Here is a 15,716-nt window from a genome sequence, read left to right on the forward strand (position 1 = left end):
TCGCTGGCCACCGTGGCCAGCCCTTGCACCGTCTGGTGCTGGAACAGCGCCTTGGGGGTGAAGTGGATACCGGCCTGGCGGGCCCGGCTGACCACCTGGATGGAGATGATCGAATCACCGCCCAGCTCGAAGAAGTTGTCGGTCAAGCCCACCTGCTCGACCTTCAGCACGTCTGCCCAGATCGCCGCGATGCGCTGCTCCAGCGCGCTCACCGGTGCCACATAGGCCTGCTGCAACTGCCCGGCATCGGGTTGCGGCAGTGCCTTGCGGTCCAGCTTGCCGTTGGGCGTCAGCGGCAAGGCGTCGAGGAACATGAAATAGGCCGGCACCATGTAGTCCGGCAGCACTGCCTTGAGATCCTCACGCAGGGCCGAGCGCAAATCGACTTGCCACTGTGCTCCTACTTGCGCCGACGCGGCCGCAACCACATAGGCCGCCAACTGTTTGCCGTTGGGGCCGGAGACATCCACCACGACTGCGTCACGCACCGCCTCGAACGCCTGCAGCTTGGCCTCGATTTCTCCCAGTTCGATACGGAAGCCACGAATCTTGACCTGGTAGTCGATGCGCCCCAGATAATCGACCAGGCCATCCTGTCGCAAGCGTGTCAAATCGCCACTTCGGTACACACGGCTGCCATCCGCCGCATGGAGGTCTGGCACGAAACGTTCGGCGGTAAGGCCAGGTCGCGCCAGGTAACCGCGTGCCACCCCTTGCCCCCCCAGGTAAAGCTCACCCGCAAAGCCGCGTGGTAGAAGGTTCAGCTCCGAATCCAGCACATACGCCGTGCGCCGCCCCACCAATGCGCCGATCGGGGCATAGGCCGCCGCGCAGGCGTCACCTGGGCCGGCTTTCCACAGCAGCGGAGTGACCACGGTTTCGGTCGGTCCATAGCCGTTGATGATGTACTGCGGCCGCAGCACCCGCCATGCCTGGTCGTAGCTGGCCTGCGGTACTGCGTCGCCTCCAAAGCAATAGATCCGTACGGGTGGAGGGTTACCGGCTGCCTCGACATGCTCGGTCAACTGTTGCAGGTATACAGGTGGCAGTGCCGTCACCGTCACCCCGTGCTGGTGCAGCACGTCACAGGTTTGCTCAGGCGACCAGACATCATCACCTCGCATGACCAGCTTGGCACCGTGGCTCAACGCCGTCAGCCACCGCTCATGGGCACCGTCAAAGGCCAACGACATGAACTGGAGTTCACAGTCCGCAGCGCTCATCTCGTAACGTTCGCCTATCGCCAACACATGAGCAACCAGCGGGCCGTGGGCGACCGCTACGCCTTTGGGACGCCCGGTGGAGCCCGATGTGTAAATGACATAGGCAAGGTTGCCTTCAACGACGGCAACCGCAGGGTTGGTCGACGGGCGATCCTCCCAGTCCTGCGACTGGTCGAGCAACAACGCCGGAATGTTACCCGGCAGCGCCAGTTGCTCCAGCACATCTGTCTGTGTCAGTACCAGACCGGCATCGCAGTCTTCGATCATGTAGTGCAGGCGGTCCTGCGGATAGGCCACGTCCAGCGGCACATAAGCGCCACCGGCCTTGTGCACGGCAAAGAAGGCCAACAGGATATCCACCGAGCGACGCATGGCCACAGCGACCCGACTCTCCGGCCCGACACCAAGCTCGATCAAGCGATGGGCCAGACGGTTGGCTTGCGCATTGAACTGGGCAAACGTCAACTGGCGCCCCTCGCAGACCAGGGCCACTCGTTCTGGGCTGCTAGCGGCCTGCGCCTCGATCAACTGATGAACCAGGCGCTGCGTGGACACCTCGGACCGTTGCCAGTGATCAAGCAGCCGCCCTTGTTCAGCCGTGCTGAGCAGCGGCAATGAGCCGATGGCCTGCCCGGGCGCCTCGACAATGGCTTCCAGCAGGCTTTGCCAATGACGGGCCATGTCGCGTATGCGGCTGCTGTCGAACAGGTCGCTGGCATAGTTGAACGTCGCCACCAGCCCGTCGGAGCGCTCGAAGGTGTTCAGCGAGATGTCGAAGTGAGCCGTCTGCTCGACCAGGTCGATCTCCTCTACATGCAGCCCTTGCAAACTGTCCGACGATACCTGGTCACCGATGTCCCGCAGGTGGTTGTACATGACCTGGAACAGTGGGTTGTAACCCAGGGTCCGCTCAGGCTTGAGCGCCTCGACCAGCGCATCGAATGGCACATCCTTGTTGGCCTGCGCCTCGAGGGCGGTGTCCTTGACGCTCTGCAGCAGCGCCTTGAAGGTAAGGGTCGGCTCCAGACCGACACGGGCAACCACGGTGTTGACGAAAAAGCCGATCAGCCCTTCGAGCTCCAGGCGATTGCGATTGGTCACCGGAATCCCGATGTTGAGCCGCAGCTTGCCACTGTAGCGCGACAGCAGCAGGGCAAACGCGGCCAGCAGCACATGGAACAATGTCGAGTTGGTCGCCACCGCGAGGTGCCGCAGGCTCGCTGTGAGTTCATCGGGCAGCCGGATATCGATGCGATCGCCACGGTGGCTTTGCTCTTTGGGCCGTGGGCGATCAGTCGGTAGTTCCAGTACCGTGAAGTCGTCCTCGAGCTTGTCTTTCCAGTAGCTCAACTGTGCCTGCATCTGCCCATCGGCCAAGCGCTTGCGCTGCCACGCGGCATAGTCGACGTACTGGACCGGCAACGGTTCGATGACCGGGCTTTGTCCCGCCACACTTGCGTTGTAGGCAGCGGCGAGCGCTCGGACCATCACGCTCATCGACCAGCCATCGGAAACGATGTGGTGCATCATCAGGCCCAGCACATGCTCCTGCGCGTCTACGCGATAGAGGCTGACCCGCAGCAGTGGGCCACGTTGCAGGTCGAACGGAGCTGCCGCCTCATGGTCCAGCCGCGTCGTCACGGCATCAGGCGCCTGCCCCACAAGATCATGCCTGGCGATGTTCACCGGCCGTGGCGCCTGCACATGCTGCCAGGGCATGCCATCGACCTCCTCGAACACCGTGCGCAGTGATTCGTGGCGAGCGACCAACAGGTTGAACGCCGCTTGCAGTGCGCCATGGTCCAGCTCGCCTCGCAGCCGGATGGCGAGCGGCGTGTTATACGCCGCACTCTGCGGATGAAGCTTCCAGAACATCCATTGACGGTACTGGGCATGCGAAAGGGCCAACTGGCCAGTACGGTCAACGGTTTCGATCTGTGCATCCTGTGCCTTGTCCAACCCTTGCAGCACGCCGCAGAACGCTTCCAGAGCGTAGGTATCGAACAACGCCCGCAAGGGCACATCGAGCCCTAGCTGCTTGCGTGCGCGTGAGACCACCTGGGTAGCCAGCAAAGAATGCCCACCCAGTGCGAAGAAGTTGTCATCGAGGCCAACCTGCTCCACCTGAAGCACGTCTGCCCAGATACACGCGATGGCTTCTTGCAGGGGGTTAGTGGGGGCACGGTAAGTCAACCGACTGGCGACCGGCGCTGGCAGTGCCTTGACATCAAGCTTGCCGTTGGCCGTTACCGGCAGTGCATCCAGCAGCAGGATATGGGCCGGTACCATGTGCTCTGGCAGGCTGGCGCGCAACGCTTCGCGCACCTGCTCGACGAACGACTGGCGCAGGTCTGCATCGCCCGGAGCGGCCTGCGGCACCAGGTAGGCGACCAGTTGCAGGTTGCCCTCGGTGCCGGCACAGCGTGCCACGGCAGCCTGTATACCAGGCAGCCGACGCAAGCCGTTTTCCACTTCGCTGAGCTCGATACGGTGACCACGGATTTTCACCTGCCCATCGATTCGACCACAGAAATGCAGTTGCCCTGCCCTGTCGCGGCTCACCCAGTCACCAGAGCGATACATCCGCTCGCCATTGCCGGACGGGTCTGGCACAAAGCGTTCTGCGGTCAGCCCCGGGCGCCCCAGATAACCTCGAGCCAAACCAGCACCTGCAATATACAACTCCCCTTTCAGCCCGGCTGGCTGAGCCTGCAAGCAGGCATCCAGCACCTGGACACGCAGGTTCTGCAGGGGCGCCCCCAGCACGACCTGGCCTTGCAAGGGGTGGGTCAGCACGCCTACCGTCGTTTCGGTCGGGCCGTAATGGTTAAGGACTTTCAACTGCGGTGCCAGCCCTGCCACCGAGTCGAGCAACCCACTGGAAATCGCCTCGCCACCCAGTATCAGGCAACGTCTTGGCAGCGACCTGGCGCCAGCGGCAAGCATGGCCTGAAGGTGGGAAGGTACGATCTTCAACGCATCGATCCGATGCTGCAGCATGTAGCTGGCAAAGGCTTCAGCATCGAGGACCGTGTCCTTGTCCAACAGGTGCAGGGTTTTGCCTGAACAGAGTGCACCATAGAACAGGGTGTGCCCAAGATCGGCAGCGGGCGTGGTGACCATCGCCAGGCTCTCGAACGCGTGCAGGTCCAGGCGCTCGCCGATGGCCTGGACATAGTTGACCAAGGCCGCATGGCTGATACCCACACCCTTGGGCAGGCCCGTCGTCCCCGAGGTGTAGATCACATAGGCAAGATTGTCGCCCGACACGCGCACCGCCGGTGCATCGCCAGCCACCGCTGTCGGGTCGCCGCAAACCAGACGCACATTCGCCGGCAGACGCGCTTGCCAATCGGCACCGCCAATCACCAGTTGCACATCGCTGTCGGCCAACAGGTAGGCCATGCGCTCAGCGGGCTGTTCTGGCTCAAGCGGAAGATACGCCGCGCCTGCCTTGAGCACGGCAACGATAGCGACCACCATGTCGATGGAGCGATCGGCAATCACCCCGACGCGCTGATCAGGCTCGACACCTGCACTCACCAATACATGAGCGAGGGCGTTGGCGCGTTCGGCCAATGCCTGGTAACTGATCGTGTTGCCATCACTTACAGCAGCCCCCCCCTGCGGGTTGCCCCGTGCTGCATTCGCAATCAGCTCATCGACCCGTTGCACTTGGCGCGGCACCTGCACAGGGGGCGCTGCGGGCACGCTGGCCTCCAGCGGCAGCTCACCGACCGTCTCGGGCATCGCCACCAAACCTTGCAGCACATGCTGCCAATGCTCGGCCAACACCTGGATCGTAGCCGGCTTGAACACATCGAAGGCATAGGTGAAGGCGGCATGCAGCTTGCCGGCACTCTCATAGGTGTCCAGAGAAAGGTCAAACCGTGCACTGTGCTTGCCCAGTTTCACTTTCTCGACGCACAGACCGGAATGGGTCACGATCTGCGCGGTATCGGCAACGTTTGCCTGGTGGTTGAACAGCACCTGGAACAACCCGCTCTGACCCGGGCCGCGCGGCAGGTCCAAGGCTTCGACCAGACGCTCGTAAGGCAGCTCCTGATGCGCCTGGGCACCCACCGCCGTTTCGCGCACACGCTGCAGCAGCTCGGGCACACCCATCAACGGGTCTATCTCGGTCTGCAGCACCTGGGTATTGATGAAACAGCCGATCAGCCCCTCTACCTCGGCACGATTACGATTGGCAACCGGCACACCGACGCGTATGGCCTGCTGCCCACTGTAGCGCTGCAGCAGCACCTTGAATGCCGCCAGCAAGACCATGAACAACGTTACCCCTTGCGCCTTGGCCAGGCCACGCAGGCTGTCGACCAACCCCGCCGGCAGCTCGAAGACATGGCGCCCACCCAGGTGGCTCGGCGTTGCAGGCCGAACATTGTCGTAAGGCAAGGTCAACGGCATGTGGTCATCGCCCAGCTTGGCACGCCAGTAGTCCAACTGCCGCTCCTGCTCACCCGCTTCCAGCCATTTGCGTTGCCATAGCGCATAGTCCACATACTGGATCGGCAGCGCCGACAGTGCCGGTTGACGGCCCTGCTCGAAGGCATCGTAGCACTGCAGGAATTCGTCGATCAGCACATTCATCGACCAGCCATCCGCGACAATGTGATGCAACGTGAGCAACAGTACATGCGCCTGGGCACCAAGCTTCAGCAGGGTGACGCGTAGCAGCGGCCCGGCCTCCAGGTCGAACGGGCGCAATGCTTCTTCCTCCGCCAGCTGGCACATCCGTTGCTCTTGGGCCTGGCCTGTCACGTCGCACAAGTCGATGTGCTCCACGCGCAGCATCGCTTGGCCTGGCACTTGCCGGAGTTGCTCATCCCCCCCTTGTACGAACGTCGTGCGCAGGGTTTCGTGGCGCTGCAGCATGGCCACGAACGCCTGCTCCAATGCCGCCACATTCAAGTCACCCTTCAAGCGCACGGCCATGGGCAAATTGTAGGCACCACTATGGCGATCGAGCTGCCACAAGAACCACATGCGTTGCTGGGCATAGGAAAGCGCGAAGCGATCATCGGTTTCCACCCCTGCCACGATCGGGAACTGGGAGAAGTCGATACGCTCGGCGTGCAACCCCTCAAGAAACAGGCGCCGCTTTTCCACCGGCAACTCAATGAATCGACGGGCAAGTTTGAGGGACTTCTCGGCATTCATCTGCGTTCTTCCATACAGTTGGGTATCGAGCTTGAGCTCGGCTATCCCTACGGAACGTAAAGACGCACAGGAAAATTAGCCTTGATGGCCGGGGCTAAATCCATGGCACGGGCGTTCGTTACTGTCGTGACTCCTGGACACAATGAATACAGAACCGAGAGCTGCCGTGGACCTTCAGAACATACTCACCAAGCTGTTTGCCAACGCCCACGCCGTGGGTATAGAAGGCGTGTTCCAATTCGTATTCGGCCAAGGGCGTGCATACTGGTCCGAAGTGAGCGCAAGCAGCCGCGTTGGCGTCGGCACTCACAGCACGCCTGACGTCACCATCGAAGTGGCCGAGCACGACTTCCTGAGCATCATGGCCGGGGTGGCCAACGTCGAAGAGCTGTTTGCCAGTGCACGCCTGAAGATCTCTGGCAACATGGGACTGGCCACCTTGCTTCCACAGGTCATCAACAGTGCGCGAGAGGGGGGCAAGGCAAGTAAAGTGGCGATGAACCAACGCTACCCGACACCGGCGCGACCGAGCGAACGGATCTCTGCCGCTCAGCCGGCTCCCCTCGAAGTGCCACGCGTACCGCGCAGCCAGCTGTCACTGCCGCAGTTTCGTGAAGAGTATCTGGTTAATGGTCTGCCGGTAGTGATCAGCGATGCCCTTCAGGATTGGCCTTTGTTTCGTATGGGACGCCAAGCTTCCCTGGAGCATTTCGCCGAATTGCAAGGTATCACCCGGCACGGCGATTATGTGAAAAAGACATTCTCCACCGACCGTGATTTTCGCTCCACCTCCATGGCCGACTTCATCGCCTCGCTGGATAACCCCGCCACCCCGGGCGAGCCCCCCGCCTACATGGGCAATAACATCGTCCCGGAAAAACTGCTGAAGCTGATTGGCTTCCCGAACTATTTCGACCGTTCGCTTTTCATCTCGCCACGGATCTGGATTGGCCCCAAGGGCACCCTCACCCCCCTGCACCGTGACGACACCGACAATCTGTTTGCACAGGTCTGGGGGCAGAAGTCTTTCATTCTTGCCGCACCGCACCACCGCCCGGCACTGGGTACATGGTCGACCAGCCCCGAGGGTGGCCTGGATGGTTGCGACTTCAACCCCGACGCTCCGGATTACCAGCGCTTCCCAGCCGCACGCGAAGTCCCCTTCCTGCGCGTAATACTGGGCGCTGGCGATTTGCTGTTCCTGCCTGAAGGCTGGTTCCACCAGGTGGAGTCCGTGTCCACTTCGCTGTCGGTGAACTTCTGGGTGAACTCCGGGCGCGGCTGATAACGACCCAAGCGGGGCTAATTTGCAGTACTGGCGGCTCGTCCCTAGAGAAAACCGCCAGCAAGAGGCCCCCGCATGTCAAGCTCCGCCAACATCACCCAAGCGCTGCAGCAAGGCCTGCGCCGCCTGATCAAGGGCCGCGCGCCAACCACCGGCGCCTACCGTATCTTCGACCTGGTGCTCGCCCGGCGCATCTGCCTCAGCCCATCGCTGACGCGCTTGGTATTCACCGGCCCGGAGGTTGCCGAAATGACAACGCTGGCACCGGACCAGCGCGTCAAACTGCTATTCCCCGCCCCCGACGGCTCACCGCCCAACCTGAACAACGACCTGCACTGGAAGGCTGCGCACAGCGCCCTGCCACCCGCACAGCGCCCGCCGATGCGCACCTACACCATTCGTGCCTTGCGCCGTGAGGCGCTGGAGGTGGATATCGACTTCGTGCTGCATGGTGTCAACGGCCCCGCTTCGGCCTGGGCTACCCACGCGCAGGTGGGTGACAGTTTGCAGATAGTCGCGCCCAACCTCGCCTATGAAGGCGACCCCGGCGGTTATGAATGGAAGCCACCGCAAGGCGTGCGCAACGTGCTGCTGGTAGGTGACGAAACCGCACTGCCGGCGATTGCCGGCATCCTTGAGCAACTGGCCGACAACCAGCCCGAACTGGCGGTGCAGGCGTTCATCGAGGTGCCGCTTGAGGACGATTGCCTGGCCCTGCGCCATGGCCCTGGAACCCACCTGCACTGGCTGCCCCGCGAAGTACTGCAATGTGAACATGGCCAGGCCATGCAGCATGCCGTACACGAACTGGCGAGCCTGCCGCAGGGGGCTGCCGCGCCGCGGGCGAAGCTGGAAGATGTGGATATCGATACGCGGATTCTGTGGGAACAGGCCAGCAGCGCCGACAGTGTGTTTCATGCCTGGGTGGCAGGGGAGTCGGCGACGGTGATGGAGATTCGTCGGTACCTGATCAAGGAGTGTGGGTTACAGCGGGACTGCCTGACCTTGATGGGGTATTGGCGCGCGGGGCGGACATTCGATTAACAAGCGCTAAACCCCCAGGGCCGCTTCGCGGCCCTGGGGATGGATCAGACTGCCGCGATGAACGCCTCGGCAAAACGCTGCGCCACTTCATCGATCTGCTCGCCGCTGATGATCAACGGCGGCAGGAAACGCACCACGGCGCCATGCCGCCCACCCAGCTCCAGGATCAGCCCGCGCTTCAGGCACTCTCGCTGCACCTTGGCCGCCAAATCACGGTTGGCCAGCGGCTGGCCAAGCGCATCCTGCTTGCCTTGTGGGTCCACCAACTCCACGCCGAGCATCAACCCACGCCCGCGAATATCGCCCAACTGCGGATAATCCCGCTGCAACTGCTGCAGGTGCCCGCGCAAGCGCAGCCCCATGGCCTCGGCATGCTCGGCCAGGCGGTGTTCCACCAGGTAATTGACCACCGCCGAACCCGCCGCCATGGCCATCTGGTTGCCACGGAAGGTGCCGGCATGCGCGCCCGGCTTCCAGGTGTCCAGCCAGTCTCGGTACACCACCACCGCCAGCGGCAGACTGCCGCCAATGGCCTTGGACAACGTGACCACGTCCGGCACGATGCCGGCATGCTCGAACGCGAACATGCGCCCGGTACGGGCAAAACCGCTCTGGATCTCGTCGACGATCAGCGCCACGCCAGCCTGCTCGGTGATCCGGCGCACGCCCTTGAGCCATTCGATATCAGCCGGAATCACCCCGCCCTCACCCTGCACCACTTCCAGGATGACTGCAGCCGGCAGCGGCACGCCGCTTTCCGGGTCGAGCAGCAGGTTTTCCAGGTAATGCAGATTGGCCTTGACCCCGGCTTCGCCACCCAGCCCGAACGGGCAGCGGTAGTCGTAAGGGTATGGCATGAACTGCGCGCCATTGCCGAGCAAGGCCCCCAGTGGCTGCTTCGGCCCATGGCTGCCCATCAGGCTCAACGCCCCCAGGCTCATGCCATGGTAGGCGCCCTGGAACGCCAGCACGGTGCTACGACCGGTCGCCGTACGTACCAGTTTCAGCGCCGCCTCTACCGCGTCGGTGCCAGTCGGGCCACAGAACTGCACCTTGGCCTCGCGGCGCAGCGCCTCGGGCAGGATGCCAAACAGGTCCTGGACGAAACGGTCCTTGACCGGCGTGGTCAGGTCCAGGGTGTGCAAGGGCAACTCATCGGCCAGTACCCGCTGGATCGCCTCGACCACCACCGGGTGGTTATGGCCCAACGCCAACGTGCCGGCGCCGGCCAGGCAATCAATGAACTGGCGGCCTTCGACATCCTCCACATGGATGCCACGGGCGCGCTTGAGCGCCAGCGGAATACGTCGTGGGTAGCTGCGGGCGTTGGATTCCTGTTGCTGCTGGCGTTGCAGCAGAGGCGAATCGGTGAATTCGTACAGAGGCTGCGGCGCGTTGGCCGAAGGAAGCTGGGCAAGGCTGGAAGCGGTGGACATGGGTGAATCCTCGCAAGCAAGCGAATGAGCGGTTATCGCTTGGAAAACGCTTGAGTGCCGGGAGGATTTAGCGGTTGTTGTGGGATTTTTGAGAACAGGATCGGCCTATTCGCGGGTTCACCCGCGAATAGGCCGGTACAGGCCTTAGAGATCAATGCACCGGGCGCGCCGGGACCTGCAGCAACACCCGCAACCCATCGCTACGGCTGTCGAATCGCAGGCTACCCGCACACCGCTGCACAATCGCCTGCACGATCGCCAGCCCCAGCCCGCACCCACCACTCTGCCCGTTACGCCAGAAGCGCTCGGTCAGGTGCTCAAGGTCGGCGTCGGCAATCCCCGGCCCGTGGTCACGCACCATGAACCCCACCTGCCCGTCGGCCATCTGCACCTCCAGTTCCACCGCCGCATCGCCGCCATGGCGCAGGGCGTTGTCCAGCAGGTTGCGCAGCGCGGCCACCGCCAGGGGGGCCGGCATGCCCAGGTAGATCTGCGTCGCTTCTTCAGGCAAACGCAGCACGATGCGCCGGTTGTCGCCGCCACCTGCGTCCTGTACCGCCTGTCGGGCTACCTGTTCGGCACTGCACTGCACGCCATCTTCGAACGACAGGCTACCTTCCACCCGCGCCAGCATCAGCAACTGCTCCAGCGTGCGATGCATGCGGTCGGCCCCTTGCTCGGCATGCTCCAGCGCCTGCTCGCGCACGGCACCGTCGGTCATGCGCGCCACTTGCAGGTGGGTCTTGATCGCGGTCAGCGGGCTGCGCAGTTCATGGGCGGCATCGTCGGTCAGGCGCCGCTCGCGCTCGATGGTCTGGGCAATGCGCAGGAACAGCTGGTTCTGGGTTTCCAGCAACGGCTGCAGTTCGCTGGGCATGCCTGCCACCTGCAGTGGCTCGACGCTATCAGCACGCCTTCGTCGTAGCGCGTCGCGCATGCGGTTGAGCGGCTCCAGGCCTTTGCCCAGGCCTATCCACAACAGCCCCAGGCTGCCGAGCAAGGCCATCAGCACCGGGGCCGAAGCCGCAAGCAGGATCGACTGGTTCAACGCCTCACGCTCCATGTGCCGGTCAGCCGTGGTAATGCGTACATCGCCATGGTTGTAGGTGAACGTGCGCCACAGCGCGCCGTCGATGGTCTGGTCACGGAAACCACTGCGCTCGTCGTCCATGGCACCATCGTGCTTGTGGTTACTGGCGAGGACCTCGCCCCGCAGCGAACTGACCTGGCAGGCCATGCCGTCCGGTACGCTGAACTGGTCGGCGGAAAAATGCGCCTCCCCGCCCTTGGCGGTCAGCGGCTGCGGCAACTGATCGATCAACCCAGCGACCATACGCGCCGACGCCACCAGGCGCTGGTCGAGGGAGAACATCATCTGCTGGCGCAGGTCACGCAGCATCCAGGCAGCGGCCAGCACCCAGATGATCACGAAGGCACTGCCCAGGATCAGGCTAAGGCGTACCCGCAGGCTCATGATGCGGCCTCTTCCGGCGCCTGCGCCGGGCCCAGGCGATAACCCAGGCCACGCACGGTCTCGACGATGCCATTACCCAGCTTGCGCCGCAGGTGGTGGATATGCACGTTCAAGGCGTTGCTCTCGACTTCGTCGCTGAAGCCGTACACGCAGTCTTTGAGCTGTTCGCTGGACAGTACCCGCCCGGGGTTCTGCAGCAGGGCCTGGAGCAAAGCCTGCTCACGGCGGGACAGGTCGACCGGCTGCCCGGCCAGGGTCGCCTCGCAGCTGCTGGGGTCATACCGCAACGGCCCGTGCTCGATCACATTCACCGCACGGCCGGCCACCCGCCGCAGCAGGGTATGCAAGCGAGCGGCCAGCTCGCGCAGGTCGAACGGCTTGAGCAGGTAGTCGTCGGCACCGGCTTGCAGGCCATCGACGCGGTCGGTGACGGCATCGCGGGCGGTGAGCACCAGTACCGGCAGCGTCTCGCCTTTCTCGCGCAGGCGGCGCAGCAGCTTCAGGCCGTCTTCGTCGGGCAGGCCGAGGTCCAGGATCATCACGTCGAACTGCGCGGCCTGCAGCATCGCCCGCGCATCGGCGGCGTTGCCCACCCGGTCCACGGTCAGGCCCTGGGCGGTAAGGCCAGCGCAGATGCCGGCGGCGATCAGGTCGTCGTCCTCGCAGAGCAGAACGTGCATGGTGGAGCTCCCGGAGTGGTGTGGCTGGCATTGCACCTTGGGCGGATTAAGGGGGCATTATGAACCAAGCGAGGCCCTGCGGCGTGTCGACATCCAGCAATACCCCCGCATCTTCCAGCTCGACCGCCACACAACTACCCCGGTGAGCGTGCACCACCGAGCGCGCCCCTTCATCCCCATGCAGTTGCCCCAGCGCCGGCCAGAAATCCCGCCCGAAGATCACCGGGTGCCCCTGCTGCCCAGCATGGCGTGGCAGTACGATAATGGACGCATTGGCCGCCTCGGCCAGGCGGCGCAGGGTTGCCGACTCGATCCACGGCATGTCGCCCAGCAAAATAGCCACCGCCTGCGACTCAGTGTCGAGCAACGACCGAGCGCCGGCAGCCAGGCTATGCCCCATGCCCGAAGTTGCTTCAGCGCTGACGATGACCCGGCAATCGGCAGGCAAGCCAAAATCCTCGCCCCGCTCACCCTCGCGCAATACCACACGCACCTCATCGAACACCGCCCGGGCCCGCTCCACGCTGTGTGCCAGCAGACTGCGACCATCCGCCAGGGTCGCCCGGCGCTTGTCGGAACCGAAGCGCGTGCTGCTGCCAGCCGCCAACACCAGCGCGATCACACTCATAGCGCCACCTGCTGGCGCTTGCCAAACCAACGCAGCGCCCGGCATACCACTTGTCGTTCACAATGCTGCACGTTTGCTCCGCCTTCAGCGCGACGAATCGCAAAGATTCAAGACCGACATACAGGGGGCCACAATTCGTATCCGTTGAAAAGGGGTTAACCTTGGGTTAATCGACTCCAGCCAGCATGGTCCCATTCCTAGATCTGCCAAGGCGAAGACATGCGCGTTTTCCTGCTCTTCCTGACACTGCTGCTGGCCGGCCCGTTGCAGGCCAACCCGTTCGACGTCAAACCGGACTTCCTGCCAGTCAACGAGGCCTTCGTCCTCACCCACGACCGCCAGGCCGACGGCCAGATGCGCGTGTACTTCCAGATCAAGCCTGGCTATTACCTGTACCAGAAGCGCCTGAAGTTCGACGGCCTGCCCGCCGAACAGCACCCGCAGCTGCCACCCGCGCTCAACCACCATGACGCGTTCTTTGGTGACAGTGCGGTGTACCGCGACCAGCTCGAATTATTGCTGCCGGCCAATGCCCAGGGGCAGTTGCGCCTGGGCTGGCAGGGCTGCGCCGACGCCGGCCTGTGCTACCCGCCGCAAACCACGCAGGTCGACCTGGGTGGCAGCGTGGCGCCTGTAGCCGAACAAGCCAGCGACCAGGCCCTGGCCAGCGGCCTGCAGCAGGGCCACCTGGCCTGGAGCCTGCTGGCGTTCTTCGGCCTTGGCCTGTTGCTGACCTTTACCCCCTGCTCGTTGCCGATGCTGCCGATTCTTGCCGGGCTGGTGCTGGGCAACGGCGCCAGCGCCCGTCGCGGCTGGCTGCTGGCCGGGGTGTATGTGCTGAGCATGGCGCTGGTGTACGCCGCTCTGGGCGTAGTCGCCGCGCTGCTGGGCGCTAGCCTGCAAGCCTGGCTGCAACAACCCTGGCTGCTGGGCAGCCTGGCGGGTCTGTTCGTACTGTTGGCGCTGCCGATGTTCGGCGCCTTCGAACTGCAACTGCCCGCCGCCCTGCGCGACCGCCTGGACCGCGCCGGGCAAGGCACGCGTGGCGGCAACCTGTATGGCGCGGCACTGCTCGGGGCGTTATCCGCCCTGCTGCTCGGCCCGTGCATGACCGCGCCGCTGGCCGGGGCGTTGCTGTTCATCGCCCAGAGCGGCGATGTGCTGCAAGGTGCGCTGGTGCTGTTCAGCCTCGGCCTGGGCATGGGGGTGCCGCTGCTGTTGCTGGTGACCTTGGGCAATCGCTACCTGCCACGCCCGGGTGCCTGGATGGACCGGGTGAAGGGCGTATTCGGCTTCGTGTTCCTGGCCATGGCGCTGTACACCGTGCGCAGCCTGCTGCCCGTCACCCTGCTGCTGGCGCTGAGCGGCGCCTGGCTGATCGCCCTGGCCTGGGCCAGCTGGCCGGCCCTGCAACGCCTGCCAGCGTTGCGCGCAGTGCCGTTGCTGGGCGCCCTGTGGGGCGGCCTGTTGCTGGTAGGCGCAGCAGCCGGTGGCGATGACCTCTGGCAACCCCTGCGCCCGTTCGCAGGGGGCGCCACGCCGGCCGCCGCTCAACAGGCCGAAGACCGTTTCGTGACGGTCAGCCGCCCCGAAGACCTGCAACGTGAACTGGACACAGCCAAGGCGCGTGGCCAGTGGGTGATGCTCGACTACTATGCCGACTGGTGCGTGTCGTGCAAGGTCATGGAAAAACAGGTGTTCACCCGCAGCGATGTGCAGGCCGGCCTGGCTGGTGTGCACCTGCTGCGCCTGGACGTGACCGCCGACTCCCCGGCCAGCAAAGCCCTGCTGCAGCGCTACCAGGTCCCCGGCCCGCCCAGCATCATCTGGATCGGCCCGGAAGGCGACGAACGCCGCGCGCGGCGCATCACAGGTGAAGTGGACGCCGCCGCGTTCCAGCAACACTGGGCCCAGACCAGGAGCCAAGGCTGATGCTGACCGTAACCCTCGGGCCACTGACCATGGCCCTTAACCACCTGTTGATGCTCGCCGCCCTCGGGATCGCCAGCGTGGTCGGCTGGTGGGTCGCCCGGCGTGGCGGCGAAAGCCCGGAGTCGGCCTTGTTCAACCTGTTTCTGATCGGCCTGCTGTGTGCCCGTGCCGGCTTCGTGCTGGCCTACTGGCCGATGTACCAGGGCGACCCGCTGCAAATCATCGACATCCGCGACGGCGGCTTCCTGTTCTGGTCGGGCCTGGCTGGCATCGTCCTCGCTGCCCTGTGGCAGGGCTGGCGCCAACCGGGCCTGCGTCGCCCGCTGGGCTGGGCGCTGTTCAGTGGTGCGTTGTTCTGGGGCCTGGCCAGCCTGGGCGGGCACCTGTACAGCAAAGGCACCGAACTGCCGGAACTGAGCCTGCGCAACGCTGGCGGCCAATCCGTCGCATTGCACAGCTACCGTGGCAAGCCGCTGGTGATCAACATCTGGGCCACCTGGTGCCCACCCTGCCGCCGCGAAATGCCGGTGCTGCAACAGGCGCAAAGCGACTACCCGCATGTGACCTTCCTGTTCGTCAACCAGGGCGAGACCCCGGAAAACGTCAGCACCTTCCTCGCCACCACTGGCCTTAGCCTGACCCATGTACTGTTCGACGGCACCGGCCTGCTGGCCCAGCGCGTCGGTTCCATGGCGCTGCCCACCACCCTGTTCTATGACGCCGACGGGCGGCTGATCGGCAGCCACCTGGGCGAGCTGTCCCGGGCCAGCCTGCGCCACGCCCTGGAACCTTTCGACCGGGCTACCGCGCCCGCCCCTGCCGCACAAGGAAACTGA

9 protein-coding genes are annotated in these 15,716 nt (G+C 64.2%); 4 read left to right on the forward strand and 5 right to left on the reverse strand.

Features of this window, described 5'->3' with window-relative positions:
* The coding region (locus QQL85_RS12385; RefSeq protein WP_284368773.1) for a non-ribosomal peptide synthetase at positions 1 to 6,401 on the reverse strand (6,401 nt) is incomplete at its 3' end.
* A 166-nt stretch (positions 6,402 to 6,567) separates the two neighbouring features.
* Between QQL85_RS12385 and QQL85_RS12390 the strand changes: the two genes are divergently transcribed.
* Both QQL85_RS12390 and QQL85_RS12395 read left to right on the forward strand, forming a co-directional pair.
* Positions 6,568 to 7,686 (forward strand): cupin-like domain-containing protein, encoded by a 1,119-nt coding sequence (locus tag QQL85_RS12390; protein WP_284353905.1) that lies wholly within the window; start codon positions 6,568 to 6,570, stop codon positions 7,684 to 7,686.
* A gap of 75 nt (positions 7,687 to 7,761) precedes the next feature.
* A complete protein-coding gene (locus QQL85_RS12395) occupies positions 7,762 to 8,730 on the forward strand; it encodes a siderophore-interacting protein (protein WP_284353906.1) in 969 nt (322 codons plus the stop codon).
* A 44-nt stretch (positions 8,731 to 8,774) separates the two neighbouring features.
* On the opposite strand, the gene QQL85_RS12400 is transcribed toward QQL85_RS12395, so the two are convergent.
* From QQL85_RS12400 to QQL85_RS12415, 4 genes are all read right to left on the reverse strand, one after another.
* On the reverse strand, positions 8,775 to 10,166 hold the full coding sequence (locus QQL85_RS12400) for an aspartate aminotransferase family protein (RefSeq protein ID WP_284353907.1): 1,392 nt from the start codon (positions 10,164 to 10,166) through the stop codon (positions 8,775 to 8,777).
* A 151-nt stretch (positions 10,167 to 10,317) separates the two neighbouring features.
* On the reverse strand, positions 10,318 to 11,640 hold the full coding sequence (locus QQL85_RS12405; protein ID WP_284353908.1) for an ATP-binding protein: 1,323 nt from the start codon (positions 11,638 to 11,640) through the stop codon (positions 10,318 to 10,320).
* Positions 11,637 to 12,320 (reverse strand): response regulator, encoded by a 684-nt coding sequence (locus tag QQL85_RS12410; RefSeq protein WP_013973469.1) that lies wholly within the window; start codon positions 12,318 to 12,320, stop codon positions 11,637 to 11,639. The genes QQL85_RS12405 and QQL85_RS12410 overlap by 4 nt, the downstream gene beginning before the upstream one ends.
* Positions 12,321 to 12,366: 46 nt before the next feature.
* Positions 12,367 to 12,948, reverse strand: coding sequence for a nucleotidyltransferase family protein (locus QQL85_RS12415; protein ID WP_284353909.1), 582 nt, complete (start codon positions 12,946 to 12,948; stop codon positions 12,367 to 12,369).
* Between the two features lie 219 nt (positions 12,949 to 13,167).
* Here QQL85_RS12415 and dsbD point away from each other — a divergent pair, with 219 nt between their 5' ends.
* Positions 13,168 to 14,880 carry a protein-disulfide reductase DsbD gene (dsbD, locus tag QQL85_RS12420; RefSeq protein ID WP_284353910.1) on the forward strand — a complete coding sequence of 571 codons (1,713 nt, stop codon included), beginning with the start codon at positions 13,168 to 13,170 and terminating at the stop codon, positions 14,878 to 14,880.
* A complete protein-coding gene (locus QQL85_RS12425) occupies positions 14,880 to 15,716 on the forward strand; it encodes a TlpA disulfide reductase family protein (RefSeq protein ID WP_284353911.1) in 837 nt (278 codons plus the stop codon). The genes dsbD and QQL85_RS12425 overlap by 1 nt, the downstream gene beginning before the upstream one ends.

Origin of the sequence: Pseudomonas putida, from assembly GCF_030159595.1 — a bacterium.
Taxonomy (GTDB): Bacteria; Pseudomonadota; Gammaproteobacteria; order Pseudomonadales; family Pseudomonadaceae; genus Aquipseudomonas; species Aquipseudomonas putida_AC.